Here is a 22,233-nt window from a genome sequence, read left to right as displayed (position 1 = left end):
TTTGTTGCCTTTTTGGGGTTTTACGTGTGGCAAAGGTAGCACTAATTTCATAAGTTTGCACTATCTTTGCCCAGAAAGCGAAGATAGGCTGCACCTCAGCATAAAAAATGAACGAGTTCATTTTATTCTGCATTCGGTTTGCACTATCTTTGTGGCCAATAGGAAAATTTTAAGTATGAATGGACAGTTTCCCTCGACATTATTGGAGAAGGCGGTAAATGAGTTTGCCAAGTTGCCCGGAGTGGGACGTAAGACGGCTATGAGGCTGGTTCTTCACCTGCTCCGCCAGGATACGGCAGTGGTGGAAGCGTTCGGCAATGCCATTGTGACGCTGAAGCATGAAGTGAAATATTGCAAGGTATGCCATAATATATCAGATACGGAGACGTGCCGCATCTGTTCCAGTCCGCAACGGGACGCTTCCGTGGTCTGTGTGGTAGAGAATATCCGTGATGTGATGGCTGTGGAAGCCACACAACAGTTCCGTGGTTTGTATCACGTGTTGGGAGGCGTCATCTCGCCGATGGATGGCATTGGTCCCGGAGACTTGCAGATAGAAAGCCTTGTGCAGCGGGTAGCCGCCGGTGGCATCAATGAAGTGATTCTTGCCCTGAGCACGACGATGGAGGGAGATACGACAAACTTTTATATCTACCGCAAGCTGGAAAAACTGGGTGTGAAGCTCTCCGTCATAGCCCGTGGCATTTCCATCGGCGACGAATTGGAGTATACGGATGAAGTGACTCTGGGACGCAGTATCGTGAACCGCACTCCATTTTCCGGAACTGCCTGATCGTGTTGGGCTTCTATCAATTATTCATTATCCACTATCAATTCACTAAATGGAAGAACAAATAAAGAAGACTGCATTGCGTGTCCGAACAACTTTTGCTTATTTCTGGATGCTCCCCATCCTACTCGTCCTGCTTGGAGAAACCGGAGGCGAATGGGTAGGTATGTATGCCGGAGATGTACGTGCTATCTATATGGCTGAGACGATAACCATTCTGCTGGCTGCCTCTTGCGTGCCCGTATCCCTGAAACTCTTTTCATGGGTATTAATCCGGAAAATAGATGTAGTGACGCTTCCCGAAGCCCTCCGCCTTTATGCGTTGTGGAGTGGCGTGCGGCTGGCATTGCTTGCCATACCAGTGCTTGCAGGTTTTTTCACCTATTATATAATGTTGAGCAGTACGGGTGTACTGTGTGCACTGATAGGACTGACGGCTTCTCTGTTCTGCCTGCCGGGTGATGGACGCCTGCGTAAAGAACTGCATATCAATAAAGAAGAAGAAATGTAACCGACTGGAAGATATGAATAAATCTTATTTCTGTAGTGAAAGGGTGCGTCTACGTGCTATGGAGCCGGAAGACTTGGAAGTGATGTATGCTATGGAGAATGATTCCCGGACTTGGGATGTGACGAACTTCACCGTGCCCTATTCCAGATTTGTCTTGAAACAATATATTGAGAATTCCGAATGCGATATGTTTGCCGACCGCCAGCTGCGTATGATGATTGTACGTGTAGAGGATGATGCGGTGATAGGCACCATTGATATTACAGAGTTTTCTCCCATGCATGCCCGGGGAGAGGTGGGCATTGCTATACGGAAGGAGTATCAGGGCAATGGTTATGCCAAGGAAGCGTTGCGTTTGCTGTGCGACTATGTTTTCAGTTTCCTATATCTGAAGCAGTTGATAGTCCATATTTCGGTGGATAATGAGGCAAGTATCCGCCTTTTTGAATCCTGCGGTTTTGTGCGTTGCGGGCTTTTGAGGGAGTGGTGGCGCGTAGGAGGGTGCTATAAGGATGTCGTATTGTTGCAACTTCTCCGCAACACTAATTGAACGTTGGAATCTGGGGGAAACGCGACCATATTTCATATTTTGCTCCCAGCTTGCACAATGCCTTCTTCCAGAGTGTGCCGCTGGCTGCCTCGTCCATTAGCGAGCTGATGTTTTCTTTGCCTACCAGCCAAGTGTTTTCTTCAATTTCCCGGTCCAGCTGTTCGTACTCCCAGCCGGAGTATCCCAAAAAAAATCTGATTCTGCCTTTAACGGAATTTCCCTGCATGATGTAGTTTTTAATGGCTTCAAAGTCACCGTTCAGGTAGAAGCCTTTGCCGATGGGCAATGCTCCGGTAATGCCCTTGAGCGTGTGCAAATAGAACAACGTATCTGTACTGAGCGGTCCTCCTTTATAGATAGGTATGTTTTCCGGGCAGTTGAAGTCTTTCAGCACATCATTCAAGAATAGGGGGAGAGGTTTGTTCATAACCAGTCCCATTGTGCCGTCATGTGTATGGTCCACCAGTAGAATGACGGATCGCCCAAACATGTGGTCACACAAAAAGGGTTCGGAAATCAAGACCTTTCCCCGGGCAGGAACCACATGGTTTGTTTCTATCTTGAATAGATCTATATTGCTATACATGCCCCTAATATACATAATATTCCACAATAAACAAAAGTTCTTCGCTGTTTTTCATTTTAAAAGTTTCTTTTCTCAGATTTTATGGTTTTTTTATTCGAAGAAAATGCTTAAATTTGCAAGTAATTGGCAATTTAATACAATGAAGTATACTACACTATATATGTTAATTTTAGGGCTGTTTTCTATAGGATGGACGGATTGCCCGGAGGGATTTTGGGAGCGTATGCAACGTCCGGGGCATTCCGAAATACAGCTTTCCAAAGTGACGGTAAGTGGCTGTGTGCTGGATGAAGGTGGGTTTCCGCTGGCCGGTGCCACTATTCAGGAGAAAGAAACGGCCAATGGTGCGATAGCGGATTCGGAAGGAAAATTCACGCTGGTGGTTGCCGATAATGCAGTGCTCCGTGTTTCATTTATCGGCTACATTTCCCAGGATATTGAGGTGGAAGGACGTTCGACCTTTCATATCACACTAAGAGAAAATATGATAGAGCTGGATAATGTCATTGTTACCGCTTTGGGTATCGAAAAGAAAGAAAATTCTCTTTCTTATGCCACAGATTTAATAAAAAACGAGGAATTGACTCGAGTAAAAATGCCCAACTTAATCACTTCGTTGACCGGCAAGTCAGCTGGTGTGCGTGTTAACCAGGTTTCTTCCGGTCTGGGAGCTTCAGCCAAAGTCAGTATCCGTGGAGTCCGTTCGGTGGCGAGTGACAACCAACCTCTGTACGTGATAGACGGTGTTCCCATTCTGAACTCCACCTCCGAGCAAGCATACTCTGCCATAGGCGGGACGGCCAATGCTGGCAACCGTGACGGAGGGGACGGCATTTCCAATCTGAATCCTGAAGATATAGAGAGCATCAGTATCCTGAAAGGAGCTCCCGCGGCAGCTTTGTATGGTAGCCAGGCTGCCAATGGGGTGATACTGATTACTACAAAGAAGGGGCAGTCGTACGGGCAGCGCGGTGTTTCTTTCTCGACGAGCCTGATGTTCGACAATGCTTTTGCGCTACCCAAGATGCAGAACCGCTATGGAGTAAGTGACGGTGTAGACAGTTGGGGAGAACGGGCAAACCTTCCCGAATACGATAATCTGAGAGACTTCTTCTCTACTGGTGTCACCTCCATAACTTCCATCTCCTTGAGTCACGGCAATGAGAAGTTGCAGAACTATTTCTCCTATGCCAATACTACGGGGCATGGCATCATTGGGAAACATAACCTTTCGAAGCACAACCTCACTTTCAGAGAGACTTCCGTTCTATTGAATTCCCGTCTGAAGTTAGATGGCAGTATGAACCTGATGCGCCAGGTGGTGAAGAACAAGCCTACCGTGGGTGGTTTCTACATGAATCCTTTGGTGGGGCTCTACCGTTTTCCACGGGGTGAGGATATTGCTTATTATAAGGAGAACTTCGAGGTTTATGATGAGGGTAGAAACTTGAACATACAGAATTGGCATACCTCCTACGAGGATTTTGAGCAGAATCCCTACTGGATTACCAATCGCATATTGAGCAAGGAGAACCGCATGCATGTCATAGTCTCCTTATCCGCCAATCTGAAGATAAACGATTGGTTAAGCCTGCAGACCCGTGGCAATGTAGACTATATTAACGACAAGGTGCGCCAGCAGTTCTATGCCTCTACCGCTCCGGCGTTAGCGGGAGCCAATGGGCGTTATATTGAGATGGACTATCAGGAAACCCAATATTACGGAGACGCCATACTGATGATGAAAAAGCAGTGGGATGCATTCTCTCTCAACGCGGTGCTCGGTGCCAGTATCAATGATAAGACAGTGAACTCCACCCGCTATGACTCTAAAACAGCTTCGCTGAAATATGCCAATGTGTTCAATCTGGCCAATATCATCATGAATGGTTCTGCCGGGCTGGACCAGAAGATTGATGTGCGGCGCCAATTGCAGTCCTTGTTTGCGACGGCACAACTGGGCTACAACGAGTTTGTCTATCTTGATTTGTCGGCCCGTAATGACTGGTCCTCCACGCTGGCTTATACATCTCATGAGAAAAGCGGGTTCTTCTATCCCTCCGTGGGATTTTCGCTGATATTCAATAAGCTGATGACTTTACCCCGATGGGTGTCACTGGCAAAGATAAGGGGGGCATACAGCATGGTGGGCAATGATATTCCCATGTTCATCACAAATCCTTCCTCGCATATCACGGCAGGCGGAGAGTTCTTGGCAAGTGATGCCGCGCCGTTCAAGGATATGGAACCGGAGATGACGCACTCCTTTGAGGCGGGTATAGAAGCGCGTTTTTTGAAGAATCGCATTGGCTTGAATGCCACTTTCTATAAGACGAATACCCGGAACCAGTTCTTCAAGCTTCCTACTCTGTCGGGCGATAAATATGCCTACCGTTATGTCAATGCGGGTAATATACAGAATGTGGGGTGGGAGGTTTCACTGGATGCCGTTCCTTTGCTGACGAACCATTTCAAGTGGAAAACAGAGGTGAACTTTTCCACCAACCGCAACAAGATAATTTCACTGCACGAAGCGCTGAAGGAGTTTCTTTACGGTCCTACCAGCTTCTCGTCCAGTTATGCCATGAAATTGGTGAAAGGGGGCTCTATCGGTGACATCTACGGAAAAGCTTTTGTACGTGACGATGCGGGCGATATCGTTTACGGCACGGAAGGAGACAATACCGGGATGCCTTTGGTGGAAGGTGATGGCAATACGGTGAAAGTGGGCAATGCCAATCCAAAACTGATGCTTGGCTGGAATCATATGCTGTCTTACAAGAATTTTTCTTTCTATTTTCTGGTGGATTGTCGCTTTGGAGGCGATATTTTGTCTCAGACGCAGGCGGATATGGATATGTATGGCGTTTCTGAAGTCACGGCCCGGGCCAGGGACAAAGGTTATGTAATGCTTGAAGGTAACCGGATAGATAATGTGAAAGGATTTTATAAGAATGTTGTAGGCGGACGGGCCGGGGTGACGGAATATTATATGTATGATGCCACGAACATCAGGCTGCGTGAGCTGTCCGTGGGCTACCAACTGCCTGCTGCCTGGATGGAAAAGACCAAAGTCCTCAAGCGGGCACAACTGTCCTTTTCGGGACGCAACTTGTTCTTCTTCTACAAAAAGGCGCCTTTCGACCCTGACCTGGTACTCTCTACGGGCAACGATAACCAGGGAATTGAAGTCTACGGTATGCCTACCACGCGTAGTTGGGGATTTTCTTTGAAGTGTGAATTTTAAGAGGGGGAGGGAGACTTGATATGAAGAGGATTATAGTACTGATTGGCATGGTTTTCGTGTTTCTGGCTTGTACGCGGGACTTTAAGGAAATCAATACGGACAAGTCCGGCGTGACGGACGAGGACTTGCAGGCCGACTATAACGAACATGGCATCCGTCTTGGAATCATCCAGCAAGGCATCTATTTCAATTACGACTACGGAAAGGGGAAGAACTGGCCTTTTCAATTGACCCAGAATTTGAATGCCGACATGTTCAGCGGTTACATGCACGATGCCAAGCCTCTGAATGGAGGTTCGCACAATTCGGACTACAACTTGCAGGATGGATGGAACAGCGCCATGTGGGGACATACCTATGAGTATGTTTTCCCGCAGATATATCAGTCGGAGAATGCCACACGTGACCGTATGCCTGCCTTTTTCGGCATTACCAAGATACTGAAGGTGGAAGTGATGCACCGTGTCACGGACTATTACGGCCCTATTGTGTATAGTCATTTTGCCGATCCCGAAGCCCGTTATATGCCTGACACGCAGAAAGAGGTCTATAATGCCTTTTTCTGTGAACTCGATACGGCTGTTGCTGTACTTTCCGATTATATTGTCGAGCATCCGAGAGCTTCGGAGTTTGCGCGTTTCGATATGTTGTTGGACGGTGATTATGACTCTTGGATAAAGTTTGCCAACTCGTTGAGGATGCGGCTTGCCATGCGCATCGCGGTAGCCAGTCCGGAGAAGGCAAAAACGGAATTCCGTAAGGCGATGGATAATGAATACGGAGTCATTCGGGAGGCGGACGAGTCGGTGGCGGTTTCCACAGCGAGTGGATATACCAATCCGTTGGGCGAGATAAACCTTGTTTGGAATGAAGCTTATATGGGAGCGCCGATGGAGTCCATACTGAACGGATATGAAGATCCCCGTCGTGAAATCTATTTTGCCACTTGCCAGAATGAACAGTTTGCAGGCGAGTATCGCGGCATTCGTCAGGGTACATGCTTTGCACATAACTATTATAATACACTCTCAAAATTGAAAGTTACCCAGCAGACTGATGCAGTGTTGATGCCGGCAGCAGAAGTCTGGTTCCTGCGTGCCGAGGCTGCCCTACGGGGATGGACTGATGAGTCGGCGAAAATCTGCTATGAAGAAGGGGTAATGGCTTCTTTCCGTCAGTATGGCATCTTGCAGTCCGACGCTTATCTGGAGAGCAACTTGTTGCCTGCCGATTTTGTGGATACCTACGATATGGAGAATGATATTACCGCCCGTTGTCAGGTTTCGCCACGCTGGCTGGAGTCAGCGGATAGGGATACGAAACTGGAGAAGATTATTACCCAAAAATGGATTGCCATGTTTCCCGAAGGGTGTGAAGCTTGGGCTGAACAGCGCCGTACGGGGTATCCCCGGCTATTCCCCGTACGCTTTAATCACAGTAAAGACGGGTGCATAGATACTGAGACAATGATTCGCCGTCTGAACTTTCCCGGCGGACTGAAGACGGAGAATGCCGAGCAGTATGCCGCTTTGGTAGAGGTACTGGGTGGAGATGACAATGCCGGTACCCGATTGTGGTGGGATACCGGCATCAACTGGTAGAAACACCTTATTTATATAGGGATATTTTTTATTGGATGGGGTGATTCTCGGCAAAAATTGCCATACGTTCGTCCAACTGGTCGTACTGATGGTCTTGGATAAAGGAAGTGCAGGCACGTAATCCTTCCTGATGGCTTCCGGTGGTCACCAGCGAAATGGCGCTTACACCGTAGTACATTAGTTCCCGCGCAAGTTCTCCGCTACTCATGCCCGGGTAACCGATGGTGAAGTAGAAACCGTCGGCAACGGGATCACCCAAATCATTGTCGTATACCAAGTGGAAACCGTGGCGCAAGAAGATTTCTTTCAGGCGGCGGGCACGTTCACCGTATACTTTCACTTCATCAAGGAAGTTGTATTGACCTTCATTGGCTGCTTTAAGCATGGCGGCAAGAGCATACTGCGCAGAGTGGCTGGTGCCGGAAGAGAGCGCATAGAGTACGCGGTGGATGAATACTGTGCCGAAGGTGCCGCCGCCGTAGCGTTGTGTCAACCCGGGATAGGCCCGATGATACAGTTTGTCCGAAATGCAGCTGACACCGATACGTTGACCGGCATAGCTGAAAGCTTTGGAACCGGAAATGAGCAGCACGTAAAGGTCCGTATAGTGTGCCACAGAAGGTTGGTAAGGCGCTTGGAACGGTTTGCTCAAGTCTTGGCGGAAGTCCATGGCAAAGTAGGCGAGGTCTTCCAGCACAATGACGTCATATTTGGTTGCCAGTTCGCCGATGATGCGCAATTCTTCTTCTTTTAGGCAAATCCAGCTGGGATTGTTGGGATTGGAATAGACGATGGCAGAGATATTTCCTTTGCTGAGGTAACTTTCCAACTTCGCTTTCAACTTGTTGCCACGGTAGTCATATACGTCAAAGGTTTCATATTTCTGTCCCATCACGACCAACTGCTGCTTCTGTACCGGGAAACCGGGATCGATGAAGAGAATGGTATCCTTTTTCTCATCGCACTGGCTGCATGTGAGGAATGAAGCAAAAGTTCCTTGCATGGAACCGGTAACTGGTACGCAACCTTCGGGGGCTACATCTACATTGATAAAGGCTTTGATGAAACGGGATGCTTCCTGCTTCAAGGCGGGGAGTCCGTTGATGTCCGGGTAGAGGCTGGCAATACCATTCTGCAATGCCTCCACCTCTGCCTTTACGCCGACGGCTGAGGGGGGGAGTCCGGGTACACCCATTTCCATTTTTATGAATTCCACACCCGATGCCGCTTCGGCATTGGCTGCAATGGCTTTGACTTCACGGATAGTTGCTTTGGCAAAGTCTGTGATATGAAAATCTGCGATAGTTTCATCTATCAACTTACGTTCAATAGGAGTATTTCTCATGATTTCAATATTAATTTAGTTTTGCAAAGGTAACATAAATCTCTTATAATCAAGCTATGTTAAAAAAAAGATGATTTTTTTTCTTTCAAGCTATTGCAGATATAAGAATTTTGTCTACCTTTGCAACCGCAATCGAGAGAGATAGCAACGAAAGAATGAAATAATGGTGCGTTAGTTCAGTTGGTTAGAATACATGCCTGTCACGCATGGGGTCACGGGTTCGAGTCCCGTACGCACCGCGAAAGCAAATATCAAATTAAAGCAAAGCTCTGAAATTCAAGGATTTCAGAGCTTTTTTTCTGTATCGGCAAGAATAACGATTAAAAAATCATGCATGGGATTATTCGTGGGATTTCTGCCAGTCTTACTATACTCATCTGATGAACTTGAACTTTCTTGCGGTATAATCGGGAATTCGGGTACAAATATCCGTAAATCATATACACCTTCGCTTGTGCTATCGCGGTACCTTTGTCATCAGAAGTTTAACAAGAAAAATAGAGTAATATAGCGTATGGCAAAAATAATTTTAGGAGTTCTGTCACTACTTGTCATAATGTCGTGCAGTATCCCAGTGAAGGAGAACACCGTTCAACCCAATATAATGGAAACGAACAAGAAAAATCTCGGAAATCTGTTGGCTCTCTATCCCAAGCCGATGACGGTTGTCGGGGCGGAGGTTGAAGGGAAAGTAAACTGGCTAGTGGTAGGCCATACGGGTGTTATTGGACATGACCGGATACTCATCAGCATGAGTAAAAGCCATTACACTAATCAAGGGATAAAGGCCTCAAAACGACTTTCCGTCAATCTAGTGAGTCGTGAAATATTGCCGAAAGCTGACTATGTGGGAAGTGTAAGCGGTGCGACGGTCGATAAGTCGGAGGTGTTTGCCTACCATATTGGCGAAAACGGTACCCCTGTTATAGACGCATCACCCCTCACCATGGAGTGTGAGGTGGTAGACATCTATGAAACTGAAGGTTTCGACAATTTCATTTGTGCGATAGTCAATACATACGCTGCTCCTGAAGTGCTTGATAATAACGGGAAACTTGACTATACGAAGCTGAAACCCGTATTGTTTGAATTTCCGACCTATTCCTACCTTGCCACGGGAGAGATTATCGGCAAATGCCTGAATCTGGATAAGCAGCCGGGTATGTGCGCTAAAGAGCCGATGAGTGCTGACGGTATCGTGCGGTTGTCGAAAATCGAAGTTTATCCGCAGTATCTCGACGAATATATGAAATACGCAACCGAAGTAGGCGAAATCTCTCTGCGCATCGAATCAGGCGTGCTGACTATGTATGCGGTCGGCGAGAAGGAGAATCCCTGCAAGGTGACTATTCTCGAAACCTATGCGAGCCGTGCGGCTTATGAAAAACATATTGCATCAGAACACTTTCAGAAATACAAGCAAGGAACGTTGCACATGGTCAAATCATTGGTCTTGTCTGACCAGACGCCACTTAATCCGGCTAACAAGCTCAATAACTTCATGCAATAAATAGAACGACTATGAACAAGATTTTTTTAATTTCAGTATTCAGCATTTTAACACTCAATATTATGGCACAAGAAAAGATAGTACAGACAGCAGGACGTACCCAGTTGGGTGAGTTTGCTCCTAAATTTGCGGAACTAAACGACGATGTCCTCTTTGGCGAGGTCTGGAGCCGCACCGACAAACTCGGTCTGCGTGACCGTAGTTTGGTAACTATAACTTCTCTTATCAGTCAAGGAATCACGGATAATTCGCTCGTGTTCCACCTTCAGTCGGCAAAAAAGAACGGCATCACCCGTACGGAGATTGCTGAAATCATCACCCATATCGGTTTCTATGCCGGTTGGCCCAAAGCGTGGGCAGCGTTTAATCTGGCCAAAGGCGTATGGGCAGAGGACACTGCCGGTGAAGATACCAAAGCCGCGTTCCAGCGTGAAATGATTTTCCCCATTGGAGAACCGAACACAGCATACGCACAGTACTTCATAGGTAACAGCTATCTTGCTCCCGTTTCACGTGAGCAGGTTTCCGTCTCTAACGTCACTTTCGAGCCTCGTTGCCGCAATAACTGGCACATACACCGTGCTACTAAAGGCGGTGGACAGATGCTTATCGGTGTTGCCGGTCGTGGGTGGTATCAAGAAGAGGGCAAGCCGGCAGTAGAGATTCTACCCGGTACGGTTATCCATATCCCTGCAAATGTGAAGCATTGGCACGGTGCTGCTTCTGATGGTTGGTTTGCCCATCTTGCTTTCGAAGTTCCCGGTGAGGATACTTCTAATGAATGGCTAGAACCGGTGACGGATGAAGAATACGATAAACTTAAATAGGAGAAACTATGACTACGAACGAATTCAAAGAATATGTAAAGACGCGTCAAGCGCTTAATACGGAGGAGATACACCGTTTTATGGACGAAATGAGCAGTGAAGCCAGGCGTATCACTTTCCGGCTGAACACCGCATACTATACGCCGGACGAAGTACGTGAGTTGCTATCCGAATTGTTCGGTTATCAAGTTCCGTCATCGTTCCGAGTATTTCCGCCGTTTTATGCCGATTTCGGGAAGAATATAACAGTGGGCGAAGGCGTATTTATTAATGCCTGCTGTCATTTTCAAGACCATGGTGGTGTGATAATCGGCGACGGATGCCAAATTGGGCATAATGTAGTCTTTGCAACGCTCAATCATGGTTTGCCTCCGGCTGAACGCCAAACTACCTATCCGGCACCAATTGTACTGGGCAAGAATGTCTGGGTAGGTTCTAATGCAACAATTCTTCAAGGAGTGACAATTGGTGACAATGCTGTGGTGGGAGCTGGAGCGGTCGTGACGAAAGATGTGGAAGCAAATACAATAGTAGGTGGTGTCCCCGCAAAATTGATAAAGAGAATAGAATAATAAAATTGAAAACAAGGTGAAAATAATATCAAATACAGCATTTGGCGGAGAAAGACCTTTGTTCGAATCGCATGACTTACGTTTGGAGAATGTAGTTATCCGTGCTGGAGAATCAGCCATCAAGGAATGCAGCAACATCGAAGCTGTTGATTGTCGGTTCGAAGGAAATTATCCCTTCTGGCATGTTCACGGATTTGTTATCGACCGTTGTTTTTTCGATGTCGGCGGGCGTTCGGCACTGTGGTATTCCGACCATCTGAAAATGACTGATACGCGTATCGATGCACCCAAAATGTTTCGCGAGATGCACGACATCGAAATAGAGAATGTAGAGATAAACGATGCCGATGAGGTGTTCTGGCGTTGTAAAAAACTGAATATCAAAAATCTGAAACTGCATGGAGGAACTTATCCGTTCATGTTCAGCAGCGACATCCGCATAGACGGATTGGAAAGCGACAGCAAGTACGTTTTCCAGTATGTGAAGAATGTGGAGTTGCGCAATGCCAAAATCACTACGAAGGATGCCTTCTGGGAGGTGGAGAATGTGACAATCTACGATTCTGAACTCAGCGGCGAATATCTCGGCTGGCATTCGCACAATCTCCGGTTGGTGAATTGCCATATAACCGGTGAGCAACCGCTCTGCTATGCCCACGACCTCGTACTGGAGAATTGCACCTTTGGTCCCGACTGCGACCGGGCTTTTGAATATAGTTCGGTGCAGGCAACCATCAAAGGAACAATAGGCGGGGTGAAGAATCCACGGACAGGCTGTATCACTGCCGAAAGCTATGGGGAAATCATTCTCGACGAAAATATAAAGGCGCCTGCCGATTGTGAGTTGAGGCTTTGGGATGGTAACTGGATTTATAAATTATGAAATACGATTTCGATACAATCATCTCGCGTCGCGGGACGAATTCTTATAAATGGGATATTCCCGAAGAGGAGAATGTACTGCCCATGTGGGTGGCGGATATGGATTTTCGTACAGCACCCGCTATTATCGATGCCTTACAAAAGCGGGTGGCGCACGGTATTTTCGGTTATACAAAAGTACCCGAAGCCTATTATGATGCGGTTGTCCGGTGGTTCGATGACCGGCATCGCTGGCAGGTTGATTCCCGGTGGATTATCTATACGAGTGGTCTCGTGCCGGCTCTGTCAGCCATTATCAAAGCCTTGGCCATGCCGGGTGATAAAGTCATCGTTCAGACTCCTGCCTATAATTGTTTCTATTCATCTATCCGTAATGACGGATGCGAGTTGTTTGCCAATAATCTCATTTATCAGGATGGCCGCTACGTAATCGACTTTGCCGATCTTGAAAGGAAAGCTTCCGATCCGAAAGCAAAAATCCTGCTGCTGTGCAATCCTCACAATCCGGTCGGACGGGTCTGGACTCCGGAAGAACTGCAGCATATAGGTGATATTTGTTTACGGAATGAGGTGTTTGTCGTGGCGGATGAGATTCATTGTGAACTGACTTACGAAGGATATGACTACACACCCTTTGCCTCCTTGTCTGAACGCTTTTTGCAAAATTCCGTTACTTGCGTTTCGCCGAGCAAGGCGTTCAACCTTGCCGGGTTGCAAATCGCCAATATCATCGCAGCCGATGAAGAGGTGCGCCGCCGTATTGACAGAGCCATCAATATCAACGAGGTATGCGACGTCAATCCGTTCGGCGTAATCGCCACAATGGCAGCTTATAACGAAGGTGGGGAATGGCTCGATGCCTTGCGGAAATATCTGCGGGGGAATTACGAATACCTCTGCCGCTTTTTCAAGGAACGGTTACCACAATATCCCGTGTTGCCACTCGAAGGAACTTATTTGGTTTGGATAGACTGCAGTGCCTCTGGTATCAACTCAGATGCTGTCGCCTTGCGTTTGCAAGAACAACAGCACTTGATGGTCAATTCCGGTACGATGTACGGTCCCGGTGGAGAGGGCTTTATCCGGCTGAATATCGCTTGCCCCCGGGCTCTGCTTGCTGATGGACTGGAACGGATGGCCCGTTTATTCTATCGTGAAGTCTTCTGATTTAAATCCGCTGTAATACCTACCGGCGAAGGCGGTGAACTTCAGGACACAATAATCGGGATCAGTCACTCCTTCGGGGTAGTACATAGTGTCGCCTTCCTGCCATATCATTTCCTTACTGGTGCTGTCCGTCAGTATCTCCATCGTGCCGCGCAGCATTACGCCCTTGAAGAAGCGTGTGTTGCAGACGTAAAGGCATGCCCGGTTATTTTTGAGAAATTGCGAAACGCGCATCGACGAGGTGTTCGTTGATAGGTAAATGTGTTTGATCCCTTCCCTTTTGCGGGTTTGCAACATGGCCTTGATGTTGGGAAAGCCTTCGGCATCCATCGAACCGACAAAGATGGTTTTTTCCTTGTCAATCATGTTTCCTACTGTTTTTTCTGCATTTCTCATTGTTTGTTTTTTTATGGGTTATTGTTTCAAGGGCAAAGATAGCCGGTAAGTGGAACTTTTGTACAATAAAAAAGAAGGAGGATATGTCACTTTTCACGGTTTCTCCATTTTCCGGTAGGCGAGGGGAGTATACCCTATACATTGTCGGAAACTACGTACAAAGTAGGAGACGGTTGAGAAATGAAGTTCAGAGGCTATTTCTGAAATGGGGAGGTCGGTGTAGGTGAGCAGACGCTGGGCTTCGTCTGTAATCTTGTTGAGTATGTACTGCTTGGCATTGATGTTTATGGCCGAAGAGAGGATTTCGTTCAGATAGTTGGGAGTGATGCATAGTTTATCGGCATAGAATTGTACAGAATGCTGCTCCCGGAAGTGCTCCCCAACCAATTCGAAGAATCGGCTGAGGTGGAAGCTGCTGATATCTTTATGTGGCTCCTTACCCGTCTCCGGAGGGATAGAGGTGCGGTAGGCACGGTTGAGTAGCATGAGGACTTCGTAAAGTAAGGCGCGTAATATGCCCGTATCGTGTGGGTGGAAAGAGTCGATTTCGACCTTTATGTCGTGCAGAAGTTGGAGTATCCGTGCATAGAGCCCGTTCGGCAGTTGGAGTTTGTCTGCCGTTTTTCCCATTCGGAAGAACGGGAGGTGCTGCACGAATAGTGGGTCTTTGAAGAAAGAGGTCAAAAAGGTATCCTCAAAAATTAGAGCATGACCGTTGCCGATACGGTCTGTGTCCCAACTGCGCACCTCACCTGGTTTGGAGAAGAATACATCACCGGGAGCTGCCAAGTGTGTCCGGTTACCGATAGTGAATTCTCCTTCTCCTTCTGTGATGAAGGTGATGTCATAGTAGGTCAGAATATGTACTTTTCCCTGGGTCAAGAATTTCCGGGTATACTGCAAATCAACGACATCTATCAGAAGTTCGCTTCCGTACTTAGTTTTGTAGAAATTGTATCGTGGGATGGCATTTTTCATGGCTTAACATTGTATGATGGCAGTAAAGTTAGAGAAAAAGCTGCTCCGTACAATAGCGAATAGGAAAATGTTGGGTAAAGACCGGGAGTTTTGTTTATCTTTGCACCCGCAATTATCAATCGCCTTGCAACGATTGTCTGGAATTATCATATTATGAAACAGAAACGAATACCATTGGTGGGCAGACAATACCTTGTGCCCTTCATTTTGATTACCTCTCTTTTCTTTTTGTGGGGATTTGCCCATGCCATTCTGAATGTACTGAACAAGCACTTTCAAGAGATACTGGATATCACGAAGACACATTCGGCCTTTATACAGATGACGATGTATATGGGATACTTCATTATGGCCATTCCTGCAGGACTTTTCATCAGTCGCTTCGGATACCGCCGGGGTGTGGTATTCGGTCTGTTGCTCTACGGCATCGGTTCGCTGCTCTTTATCCCCGGGCAGCATTATCTGTCTTTTAATCTTTTCTTGTTTGCATTGTTCGTGATAGGCTGCGGACTGACATTTCTTGAAACTGCCGCCAATCCTTATGCCACAGAATTGGGCGCAAAGGAAACTGCTGCCAGCCGACTGAATTTCGCACAATCCTTCAATGGTCTGGGATGTATCTGTGCGCCGGTACTGGCTGGACTGCTACTCTTCTCGAAGGATGGGCAGACGGGCTCGGGTAATGTCGCATTGCCCTATATCTGCATGGGGGTAATTGTGTTGCTGGTAGCGCTGGTCTTTTCAAGAATCAAGTTGCCCGAGATTGAACATAGTGTGGAGGTGGACGAAGCTGGTAATAAGGTCGGATTGTGGTCACACCGGCTTTTCATTTTCGGGCTGATAGCCTTGTTTGCCTATGAGGTCGGCGAGATTTCCATCAACAGCTTCTTCATCAATTACGTGGTGGAGCAGAATTGGATGAATGCCCGCGAAGCTTCCGTAGTGCTTTCTTTCGGTGGACTGGGATTATTTATGTTGGGACGTTTTGCCGGTAGCTGGATTATGGGACGTGTGCGTGCCGAGAAAATGTTGCTGGTGTGTGCTACGGGGACAGTAGTGACTACTTCGTTGGTACTGCTGGATGTAGGGATGATATCGCTTGCAGCTCTGTTGTGCGGATATGCGTTTGAGGCTATTATGTTTCCCACGATTTTTGCCCTTTCCTTGCGCGGGCTGGGCAACCATACCAAGAGGGCTTCCTCTTTCCTGATGATGTCTCCCGTGGGAGGCGTGGTAGGTCCGCTGTTGATGGGACTGGTGGCAGACCATACGACGATGGTGTGGGCGTTCATTGTACCGCTGGTTGCCTATTGCGTGGTATGGGCATATGCTCGCAAGATGGTGTCCGTCTCTACCGCTTCCTCAATATAGAAGGAATCCTGCGATTCCAGCAAGGATTATCAGTAAGATAGGGTGAAGGTGCCACTTCCACGTCACGCCGAAAGCGGCTGCAAAGATAAGTATGCTTTTGTAATCTATGAAATTTTCCTTGTTCATCAGCAATAGGGCAGCAGCAGCTATCAATGATACGGACATGGGCAGTAGTCCAGACATTGCCGCCTTGATGTATTTGTTGTCTTTGCATTTCACGAAGAAGTAAGAGATGAGCAATACCAGGATGAACGAGGGAAGGCATACTGCAACGGTGGCCACGACAGCTCCCCACACGCTTTGAGTAACTGCATAGCCCACATAGGTGGCACTGTTGATGCCTATCGGACCGGGCGTCATCTGCGAGATGGCCACCACGTCCGTGAATTGTTGCAGGGTGAGCCAGTGATGGTGGTCCACCACCTCGTATTGGATGAGGGACAACATGGCGTAACCGCCTCCGAAACCGAACATTCCGATTTTCAGATATACCAATATCAGCTGCCAATAAATCATATCTGTAATTTTCTCAGTTTATCTTTTAACCATAATGTATAGAGCATTCCTCCTGCAATTCCTGCAAGGACAATGTATACGGGGGATAGCCCGAATTGCCAGATGAGTATGGTGGCGATGGCTGGAAGCACCAGTTGCCAATACTTCAGCTTCAGCGCCCGTGCAGCCGAAATGCAGGGTATCACAATCAGTGCGACTACTGCCGGACGGATGCCATTAAAGATGCGTATCATTACCTGGTTGTCCTGAAAATGAGCGAAGGACATGGCTATCAGCATCATGATGACAAAAGAGGGGAGGATTGTGGCAAGTGCACACACCAGGCTGCCTTTTACTTTATGCAGCTTGTAGCCGACGAATATGGATATATTGACAGCAAAAACACCGGGAAGTGACTGGGTCAGTGCAAATATTTCCATGAAATCTTCTTTACTCATCCATCTCTTTTTTACGATTTCCCGTTCAATGAGAGGTATCATAGCGTATCCACCACCGATAGTGAACATTCCTATCTTGGCAAAGGTCATAAAAAGCAGTAAATATTTCATTATTTCTCTTCGGGTGACGTTCTTTTGCAAAGAAACCCAAATTAATCAACATATACAAATTAGGGGGTATAATATTTATTTAGAGGAGTTCTATAAATTAAAATATTGTAGTACAGTTGTTTATATGGTTCCAAGAGCGTAAATTTGCAGAAAATAAGAATTTTATAATGAACAAGTTATCCCGATACCGTAAGCTTCGTTATAATCAACTATTTGAGTCAGAGAATCGTGAATTGCGTTTGAATGAAATGGGCAATCCTCTTGAAGTGTTGTCTCAGTATGTTGATTTTGAGATCTTTCGTCCTACTCTTGAATCAGCCCTTTTTACCGGAGAGCGCAAAAGTAATGCCGGTCGTCCGCCGATAGACTGTGTGCTGATGTTCAAGGTCTTGTTTCTTCAGCGTTATTATGGTTTGAGTGACCATCAGATAGAGTATCAGATAGTTGACCGTACGAGTTTCCGCAAGTTTCTTGGTATTGAATGTGTTGACGATGTTCCTGACGAGAAGACGGTGTGGAAGTATCGCGAACTCCTGACAAATACAGGCGTTTATGACAAGCTTTTTTCGGAATTTCATAGTTTCATGGAAAGTAAGGGTCTGCAATTCAATGAGGGTCGCATCATTGATGCCAGTTTTGTTATTGCCCCTCGCCAACGTAACACCCGTGATGAAAATGAGCAGATAAAACAGGGAGCGGGTAATAAGTTGTGGAATGACAATCCCCACAAGAAGTGCCACAAGGATGTAGATGCCCGCTGGACAAAGAAGCGTGATGAGACTTTTTACGGCTACAAGCAGCATACTAAAGTTGAGAAACGCAATAAGATCATACTTTCTTATGATACCACGTCGGCAGAAGTGCATGATTCCAAAGGCTTTGAAGGACTGCTGGATGAAAAAGACGAAGGCAAGGACTTGTATTTGGACGCCGGTTATGTCGGACAAGAGGAGATTGTAAAACAGCATAAGATGAATCCGATAATTTGCGAAAAGGGCTACCGTAACCGTCCGCTTACCAAGGAGCAGAAATCAGACAATAGGAAAAAATCCAAGACACGTTGCCTTGTCGAGCATGTATTCGGGTTTGAGGAACAAACCATGCGTGGACTTGTGGTGCGTACAGTAGGGCTTATTCGTGCTAAAGCCAATGTAGCACTCACCAGTCTTGTGTATAACATCAGTCGTTACACGCAAATAATCAGGCTGAAACCTGAGTTGTTGGGGTGAATTATGCCTGCACATCCAATTTTTACAACAAACACAAGTTAATTATTGTAAAAATTGGGGGGGGTAGAAAATATTCGCTAAATTTGAAAGACTAAAGCTCACAAATTGGGCAGTTAAAGAGTTCTGCTGTCTGATACAAGAGGATAAATTGAATTGATAGAACTCACCTTTATTGATATTTTATATTGTAGGGCTATATTCTTAAATCTATTTAAAAGGAGGATATTCCGTCGTAAATAAGCTTTATCTTTAACACGTAATTACAAATAATATAAAATGTAGGTATGATACAGATAGTGCAATTACATGGTACGGATAAGAAGCTGTATGAGCTTGTAGCCCCTTTGGTTATGAGTCCGGAAGTACTGAAACAGAACTACAATTATCCTTTCAGGACAGCGGAAGAGTACGAGTGGTTTGTTGCTTTGGATAATAAACATGTTGTAGGTTTTGTGCCAGTGGAGCACAAGAAGTATGAATGTGTCATCAACAACTATTATATTAAGGAAAGGAATGTTGACACTCTGAAATTGCTTCTGGAAAAGGTACTTGAGAAGCAGGGCAAGGAGAGTAGCCTGACGGCTGTTAGCTTTGTCGAAGATAGGGATGTCTTCAGCGAGCTGGGCTTTTTGGAAGACAAGGTATGGACCCGTTATGTGAAAATGAAGAAAAACAAATAATTATGGCTGCACCCAAAAATGTGTATGAACTGGCGCAAGAACGTCTTGATGTGATTTTTAGGGAGTTTGACACGATATGCGTCTCTTTTTCGGGAGGGAAAGATAGTGGAGTGTTGCTGAATTTATGCATAGACTATATCCGCCGGAACCGGTTGAACCGTAAACTGTGTGTATTCCATATGGACTATGAAATACAGTACAGCATGACCATTGATTATGTGGACCGGGTATTGGAGGCGAATAAGGATATATTGGAGGTGTACCGTGTTTGCGTGCCTTTCCGTGTAACGACTTGTACGTCGATGTACCAGAGCTACTGGCGTCCGTGGCAGGAGGATTTGGAGGACATTTGGGTGAGGAAAATGCCGAAAGGCTGCCTCACTAAAGAGACGTTTCCTTTCTACACTCCCGAAATGTGGGATTATGAGTTCCAGATGCACTTTGCCAAATGGCTGCATGAGAAGAAGGACGGAGTGCGTGCCTGCTTTCTCATAGGCATCCGTACGCAAGAGAGTTTTAACCGCTGGCGCAGCATTCATCTGAACCGGAAGTATCAGATGTACCACAATTACCGCTGGACCTCGAAGATAGGCAATGACATTTTCAATGCTTATCCCATTTATGATTGGAAGACGACGGATATCTGGACAGCCAATGGTAAATTCGGCTTTGACTATAACCATTTGTATGACCTATATTATAAAGCCGGGGTCAATATCGAACGCCAGCGTGTGGCAAGCCCTTTTCTCTGTGAGGCACAAGAGAGCTTGAAGCTGTATCGCGTCATCGACCCGAATACTTGGGGAAGAATGATAGGGCGGGTCAACGGGGTGAACTTTACCGGTATTTACGGAGGGACGCGCGCTATGGGGTGGCAGACGGTCCGACTGCCCGAAGGGTATACATGGAAAGGCTTTATGCAGTTCCTGCTTTCCACCTTGCCGGAAGAGACCCGGAGGAATTACTTGAAAAAGCTTACCGTCAGCATTGAATTCTGGCGTACAAAAGGGGGCTGTCTGGCTGACGAGACCATCCAGAAGCTGAGGGATGCAGGAGTGTCCATTGAAGTGATAAATACCACGAATTACAAGACAAACAAGAAGCCGGTGCGCATGGACTATCTGGATGATATTGACATCGCGGAATTCCGGGAAATCCCCACTTATAAGCGGATGTGCATATGCATCCTGAAGAACGACCATGCCTGCAAGTACATGGGGTTTGCCTTGAACAAGGAAGAGGCATACAAAAGAGACAAGATAATGGAACAATTCAAAAATATGATGTTATGAGCGTAGATAAAAGTCCGGTATATAATGTAAAGGCAATTCCAATAGAGAAGATACAAGCAAACGATTACAATCCGAATGTAGTGGCACCGCCCGAAATGAAGCTTTTGGAGCTTTCCATTTGGGAAGATGGTTTCACCATGCCTTGTGTCTGTTACTATGATGAGGAAGCGGATAATTACATCCTGGTGGACGGCTACCACCGTTATCAGGTGTTGAAGACATCCAAGAGGATTTATCAGCGTGAAAACGGGTTGCTTCCCGTGGTAGTGATTGACAAGGAACTTTCCAACCGTATGGCATCCACTATCCGTCACAATCGTGCCCGTGGCACGCACAACATCGAGTTGATGTGCCATATTGTTGCGGAATTGGACAGAGCCGGCATGTCGGATGAATGGATAATGAAGAATATCGGAATGGATCGCGACGAAGTATTGCGTTTAAAGCAAATTTCGGGTTTGGCAGACTTATTTGCGAACAAGGACTTCAGCATTCCGGATAAGAAAGAAGAGTATATGTTGGATAAATAAATGAATGTTTCAGGGGTGGATTTTTTAATCTGCCTCTTTATATTCATTAATAAGTGAAATATTTCGTTGCAAACTTGCATAATTTAGTCAAATCGCCTACATTTGTCAGCATCAAAACAAACAGAATAGGTCTTATGTGCTTTAAGGCACTATAAAAAACATTACATGAAGAAAATTTTGGTTAGTGGTGGTGCTGGTTTTATAGGTTCTCACCTTTGTACCCGATTGATAAACGATGGGCATCAGGTGATTTGTCTGGATAATCTTTTCACCGGTTCGGAAGGAAATATCACTCATCTGAAGAGCAATCCCCGCTTTGAGTTTGTACTGCATGATGTGGAAACCCCTTATGATGCAGATGTGGACGAAATCTATAATCTTGCTTGTCCCGCTTCTCCCATCCACTACCAATATGACGCCATTAAAACTATCAAGACTTCTGTATTGGGCGCCATCAATATGCTGGAACTGGCCAAAAAGACGAATGCCAAGATATTGCAGGCCTCTACCAGCGAAGTGTACGGTGACCCCGTTATTCATCCCCAAGTGGAAAGTTATTGGGGAAATGTAAATCCAATCGGCCTCCGTTCTTGTTATGATGAAGGGAAGCGTTGTGCCGAGACATTGTTTATGGACTATCACCGCCAGAATGGAGTGCGGATCAAGATTATCCGTATATTCAATACGTACGGTCCTCGGATGCTGCCGAATGACGGACGGGTGGTTTCCAATTTCGTGGTTCAGGCATTGCAGAACCAGGATATTACGATATACGGTTCGGGCAATCAGACACGGAGTTTCCAGTATGTAGATGACTGTATAGAAGGTATGGTACGGATGATGAATACGGAGGACGATTTTATCGGTCCGGTAAACTTGGGAAATCCGAATGAATTCTCCATATTGGAACTGGCGGAAAAGGTCATCAGGTTGACGAATTCCAAATCGAAACTGATTTTCAAACCATTGCCTCATGATGATCCCAAACAGCGTCAGCCGGACATCACTCTGGCAAAGGAAAAGTTGGGCTGGGAACCGACTATAGAGTTGGAAGAGGGTTTACAGTATATAATAGAGTATTTTAAGGAATATCGTTCCTAACTAA

Annotated in this window: 22 protein-coding genes and 1 tRNA gene; 17 read left to right on the top strand and 6 right to left on the bottom strand. The window is 46.4% G+C overall.

Annotated features, from left to right (window positions below; translation table 11 throughout):
• Positions 1-175: 175 nt before the first annotated feature.
• Genes recR through HUX74_RS00760 form a run of 3 tightly spaced genes read left to right on the top strand, consistent with a single transcriptional unit; the run spans position 176 to position 1,851 of the window.
• A complete protein-coding gene (gene recR, locus HUX74_RS00770) occupies positions 176-793 on the top strand; it encodes a recombination mediator RecR (RefSeq protein WP_035448317.1) in 618 nt (205 codons plus the stop codon).
• A 49-nt stretch (positions 794-842) separates the two neighbouring features.
• Entirely contained in the window at positions 843-1,301 is a 459-nt protein-coding gene (locus tag HUX74_RS00765; RefSeq protein ID WP_117599473.1) for a hypothetical protein, read from the top strand.
• A 13-nt stretch (positions 1,302-1,314) separates the two neighbouring features.
• A complete protein-coding gene (locus HUX74_RS00760; RefSeq protein WP_117599474.1) occupies positions 1,315-1,851 on the top strand; it encodes a GNAT family N-acetyltransferase in 537 nt (178 codons plus the stop codon).
• Here HUX74_RS00760 and HUX74_RS00755 read toward each other — a convergent pair.
• Positions 1,844-2,437 carry a YqgE/AlgH family protein gene (locus HUX74_RS00755; RefSeq protein ID WP_165491398.1) on the bottom strand — a complete coding sequence of 198 codons (594 nt, stop codon included), beginning with the start codon at positions 2,435-2,437 and terminating at the stop codon, positions 1,844-1,846. The two genes, HUX74_RS00760 and HUX74_RS00755, sit on opposite strands and share 8 nt — an antisense overlap.
• 139 nt (positions 2,438-2,576) lie before the next feature.
• Between HUX74_RS00755 and HUX74_RS00750 the strand changes: the two genes are divergently transcribed.
• Positions 2,577-5,684, top strand: a complete 3,108-nt coding sequence (locus tag HUX74_RS00750) for a SusC/RagA family TonB-linked outer membrane protein (RefSeq protein ID WP_138346067.1) — start codon at positions 2,577-2,579, stop codon at positions 5,682-5,684.
• A 20-nt stretch (positions 5,685-5,704) separates the two neighbouring features.
• Positions 5,705-7,285 (top strand): SusD/RagB family nutrient-binding outer membrane lipoprotein, encoded by a 1,581-nt coding sequence (locus tag HUX74_RS00745; protein WP_119961884.1) that lies wholly within the window; start codon positions 5,705-5,707, stop codon positions 7,283-7,285.
• A 28-nt stretch (positions 7,286-7,313) separates the two neighbouring features.
• Here the strand turns inward: HUX74_RS00745 and HUX74_RS00740 are convergent, their stop codons facing one another.
• Positions 7,314-8,630, bottom strand: coding sequence for a pyridoxal phosphate-dependent aminotransferase (locus HUX74_RS00740; protein ID WP_117599478.1), 1,317 nt, complete (start codon positions 8,628-8,630; stop codon positions 7,314-7,316).
• 165 nt (positions 8,631-8,795) lie between these two features.
• Between HUX74_RS00740 and HUX74_RS00735 the strand changes: the two genes are divergently transcribed.
• The 6 genes from HUX74_RS00735 to HUX74_RS00710 all read left to right on the top strand — a co-directional run bounded on the left by HUX74_RS00735 (position 8,796) and on the right by HUX74_RS00710 (position 13,588).
• A tRNA-Asp gene (locus HUX74_RS00735) sits at positions 8,796-8,869 on the top strand.
• A gap of 275 nt (positions 8,870-9,144) precedes the next feature.
• Positions 9,145-10,140, top strand: coding sequence for a flavin reductase (locus HUX74_RS00730; protein WP_138346065.1), 996 nt, complete (start codon positions 9,145-9,147; stop codon positions 10,138-10,140).
• Between the two features lie 11 nt (positions 10,141-10,151).
• Positions 10,152-10,967, top strand: a complete 816-nt coding sequence (locus HUX74_RS00725) for a carboxymuconolactone decarboxylase family protein (protein ID WP_117599480.1) — start codon at positions 10,152-10,154, stop codon at positions 10,965-10,967.
• Between the two features lie 8 nt (positions 10,968-10,975).
• Positions 10,976-11,539 carry a sugar O-acetyltransferase gene (locus tag HUX74_RS00720; protein WP_117964407.1) on the top strand — a complete coding sequence of 188 codons (564 nt, stop codon included), beginning with the start codon at positions 10,976-10,978 and terminating at the stop codon, positions 11,537-11,539.
• 16 nt (positions 11,540-11,555) lie between these two features.
• A complete protein-coding gene (locus HUX74_RS00715) occupies positions 11,556-12,422 on the top strand; it encodes a DUF3737 family protein (RefSeq protein WP_117964406.1) in 867 nt (288 codons plus the stop codon).
• Positions 12,419-13,588 (top strand): MalY/PatB family protein, encoded by a 1,170-nt coding sequence (locus HUX74_RS00710; protein WP_117599483.1) that lies wholly within the window; start codon positions 12,419-12,421, stop codon positions 13,586-13,588. Before HUX74_RS00715 ends, HUX74_RS00710 begins: the two co-directional genes overlap by 4 nt.
• Here HUX74_RS00710 and HUX74_RS00705 read toward each other — a convergent pair.
• Both HUX74_RS00705 and HUX74_RS00700 read right to left on the bottom strand, forming a co-directional pair.
• Positions 13,565-13,984, bottom strand: coding sequence for a pyridoxamine 5'-phosphate oxidase family protein (locus HUX74_RS00705; protein WP_117599484.1), 420 nt, complete (start codon positions 13,982-13,984; stop codon positions 13,565-13,567). The two genes, HUX74_RS00710 and HUX74_RS00705, sit on opposite strands and share 24 nt — an antisense overlap.
• A 93-nt stretch (positions 13,985-14,077) precedes the next feature.
• Positions 14,078-14,962 (bottom strand): AraC family transcriptional regulator, encoded by an 885-nt coding sequence (locus HUX74_RS00700; RefSeq protein ID WP_117599485.1) that lies wholly within the window; start codon positions 14,960-14,962, stop codon positions 14,078-14,080.
• Between the two features lie 153 nt (positions 14,963-15,115).
• Between HUX74_RS00700 and HUX74_RS00695 the strand changes: the two genes are divergently transcribed.
• Positions 15,116-16,333: a sugar MFS transporter gene (locus HUX74_RS00695; RefSeq protein WP_117599486.1), complete on the top strand. Its 1,218-nt coding sequence runs from the start codon at positions 15,116-15,118 to the stop codon at positions 16,331-16,333.
• On the opposite strand, the gene HUX74_RS00690 is transcribed toward HUX74_RS00695, so the two are convergent.
• Together HUX74_RS00690 and HUX74_RS00685 are read right to left on the bottom strand one after the other, a co-directional pair.
• On the bottom strand, positions 16,325-16,849 hold the full coding sequence (locus tag HUX74_RS00690) for a chromate transporter (RefSeq protein ID WP_117599487.1): 525 nt from the start codon (positions 16,847-16,849) through the stop codon (positions 16,325-16,327). The two genes, HUX74_RS00695 and HUX74_RS00690, sit on opposite strands and share 9 nt — an antisense overlap.
• Positions 16,846-17,397, bottom strand: coding sequence for a chromate transporter (locus tag HUX74_RS00685; protein WP_174646032.1), 552 nt, complete (start codon positions 17,395-17,397; stop codon positions 16,846-16,848). The genes HUX74_RS00690 and HUX74_RS00685 overlap by 4 nt, the downstream gene beginning before the upstream one ends.
• A gap of 167 nt (positions 17,398-17,564) precedes the next feature.
• Between HUX74_RS00685 and HUX74_RS00680 the strand changes: the two genes are divergently transcribed.
• The 5 genes from HUX74_RS00680 to HUX74_RS00660 all read left to right on the top strand — a co-directional run bounded on the left by HUX74_RS00680 (position 17,565) and on the right by HUX74_RS00660 (position 22,229).
• Complete coding sequence (locus tag HUX74_RS00680) at positions 17,565-18,626, top strand: IS5-like element IS1169 family transposase (protein ID WP_008657074.1); 1,062 nt, start codon at positions 17,565-17,567, stop codon at positions 18,624-18,626.
• Positions 18,627-18,910: 284 nt separating this feature from the next.
• Complete coding sequence (locus HUX74_RS00675) at positions 18,911-19,306, top strand: hypothetical protein (RefSeq protein ID WP_117599489.1); 396 nt, start codon at positions 18,911-18,913, stop codon at positions 19,304-19,306.
• Positions 19,307-19,308: 2 nt separating this feature from the next.
• Positions 19,309-20,598, top strand: a complete 1,290-nt coding sequence (locus HUX74_RS00670) for a DUF3440 domain-containing protein (RefSeq protein ID WP_087332529.1) — start codon at positions 19,309-19,311, stop codon at positions 20,596-20,598.
• Entirely contained in the window at positions 20,595-21,128 is a 534-nt protein-coding gene (locus HUX74_RS00665) for a ParB/RepB/Spo0J family partition protein (protein WP_117599490.1), read from the top strand. The genes HUX74_RS00670 and HUX74_RS00665 overlap by 4 nt, the downstream gene beginning before the upstream one ends.
• Before the next feature lie 165 nt (positions 21,129-21,293).
• Entirely contained in the window at positions 21,294-22,229 is a 936-nt protein-coding gene (locus tag HUX74_RS00660; protein ID WP_117964401.1) for a UDP-glucuronic acid decarboxylase family protein, read from the top strand.
• Positions 22,230-22,233: the final 4 nt, after the last annotated feature.

Origin of the sequence: Bacteroides sp. Marseille-P8574 (genome assembly GCF_902825465.1) — a bacterium.
Lineage (GTDB): Bacteria > Bacteroidota > Bacteroidia > Bacteroidales > Bacteroidaceae > Bacteroides > Bacteroides uniformis.
Note: the sequence above shows the minus strand (reverse complement) of the source record. Positions and strands in the feature narration are given on the sequence as shown.

Coding starts and splice junctions, on each gene's coding strand:
- recR (WP_035448317.1), top strand. CDS start 176: ATGAATGGACAGTTTCCCTCGACATTATTGGAGAAGGCGGTAAATGAG.
- HUX74_RS00765 (WP_117599473.1), top strand. CDS start 843: ATGGAAGAACAAATAAAGAAGACTGCATTGCGTGTCCGAACAACTTTT.
- HUX74_RS00760 (WP_117599474.1), top strand. CDS start 1,315: ATGAATAAATCTTATTTCTGTAGTGAAAGGGTGCGTCTACGTGCTATG.
- HUX74_RS00755 (WP_165491398.1), bottom strand. CDS start 2,437: ATGTATAGCAATATAGATCTATTCAAGATAGAAACAAACCATGTGGTT.
- HUX74_RS00750 (WP_138346067.1), top strand. CDS start 2,577: ATGAAGTATACTACACTATATATGTTAATTTTAGGGCTGTTTTCTATA.
- HUX74_RS00745 (WP_119961884.1), top strand. CDS start 5,705: ATGAAGAGGATTATAGTACTGATTGGCATGGTTTTCGTGTTTCTGGCT.
- HUX74_RS00740 (WP_117599478.1), bottom strand. CDS start 8,630: ATGAGAAATACTCCTATTGAACGTAAGTTGATAGATGAAACTATCGCA.
- HUX74_RS00730 (WP_138346065.1), top strand. CDS start 9,145: ATGGCAAAAATAATTTTAGGAGTTCTGTCACTACTTGTCATAATGTCG.
- HUX74_RS00725 (WP_117599480.1), top strand. CDS start 10,152: ATGAACAAGATTTTTTTAATTTCAGTATTCAGCATTTTAACACTCAAT.
- HUX74_RS00720 (WP_117964407.1), top strand. CDS start 10,976: ATGACTACGAACGAATTCAAAGAATATGTAAAGACGCGTCAAGCGCTT.
- HUX74_RS00710 (WP_117599483.1), top strand. CDS start 12,419: ATGAAATACGATTTCGATACAATCATCTCGCGTCGCGGGACGAATTCT.
- HUX74_RS00705 (WP_117599484.1), bottom strand. CDS start 13,984: ATGAGAAATGCAGAAAAAACAGTAGGAAACATGATTGACAAGGAAAAA.
- HUX74_RS00700 (WP_117599485.1), bottom strand. CDS start 14,962: ATGAAAAATGCCATCCCACGATACAATTTCTACAAAACTAAGTACGGA.
- HUX74_RS00695 (WP_117599486.1), top strand. CDS start 15,116: ATGAAACAGAAACGAATACCATTGGTGGGCAGACAATACCTTGTGCCC.
- HUX74_RS00690 (WP_117599487.1), bottom strand. CDS start 16,849: ATGATTTATTGGCAGCTGATATTGGTATATCTGAAAATCGGAATGTTC.
- HUX74_RS00685 (WP_174646032.1), bottom strand. CDS start 17,397: ATGAAATATTTACTGCTTTTTATGACCTTTGCCAAGATAGGAATGTTC.
- HUX74_RS00680 (WP_008657074.1), top strand. CDS start 17,565: ATGAACAAGTTATCCCGATACCGTAAGCTTCGTTATAATCAACTATTT.
- HUX74_RS00675 (WP_117599489.1), top strand. CDS start 18,911: ATGATACAGATAGTGCAATTACATGGTACGGATAAGAAGCTGTATGAG.
- HUX74_RS00670 (WP_087332529.1), top strand. CDS start 19,309: ATGGCTGCACCCAAAAATGTGTATGAACTGGCGCAAGAACGTCTTGAT.
- HUX74_RS00665 (WP_117599490.1), top strand. CDS start 20,595: ATGAGCGTAGATAAAAGTCCGGTATATAATGTAAAGGCAATTCCAATA.
- HUX74_RS00660 (WP_117964401.1), top strand. CDS start 21,294: ATGAAGAAAATTTTGGTTAGTGGTGGTGCTGGTTTTATAGGTTCTCAC.